Annotated in this window: 1 pseudogene; it reads left to right on the top strand. The window is 45.6% G+C overall.

From position 1 onward, the window contains the following. Positions 1–423 precede the first annotated feature (423 nt). Positions 424–519: pseudogene (locus tag GZ1_RS18765) on the top strand (FMN-dependent NADH-azoreductase); the annotation flags it as partial. Positions 520–636 lie beyond the last annotated feature (117 nt).

Genomic DNA, 636 nt, shown 5'->3' with positions numbered 1-636 from the left:
AGCCTGATCAATAAAGTCCCTATTTCTTCGTGAGAAATTTTCCTCGATAAATACATAAAACCCCAGCACCGAAGTACTGGGGCAAAAACCATGAATTCCCCGCTGACGGGGTGAAATGGCCTGCGACGCGGCAGGCAACTTATCATTAGGTTATGATTCTCTTGGCGATAATATGCAAAGAGAGGAACCATTTAGGCTCCTCTCCGTTGTCAAAACAAACGAATCCACGTTTTTTCACGTGTGAAATGGTCTGTGACGAGACAGACAACTTATTTTGTACTCTAAGTATAGAAAAAACCTAGGGAAATGTCAATACGTCATAAATACGTCGTCAATACATTGTAAATACGTTACAGGTCAAATACCCATTTTACACGGTTCATATTTTGTCGTTGCAGGATATCTCCCACCACCAATAGAATGGTATTTGTCGAAGGGCATGCGGCGGTGCCGGAAAAGGCGGAAGAAATCAAAGCGAACGCCATCGCCCGGGCGAAAGACTTGGCGCACACGTTTTAACGGGAGAACGGGTATTGCGCGGAAAATGGCCGCAAACTTGGCTTGGGAGCCTCTTCATTCGGAGAGGCTCCTTTTTTATTGGACAACCAAACCGCCGTGACGTTCATATACGCTGGT

The organism is Geobacillus zalihae NBRC 101842 (assembly GCF_001544135.1).
Taxonomy (GTDB): Bacteria; Bacillota; Bacilli; order Bacillales; family Anoxybacillaceae; genus Geobacillus; species Geobacillus zalihae.
The sequence above is the reverse complement of the archived record's forward strand: the minus strand, read 5'-3'. Positions and strand labels throughout refer to the sequence as shown.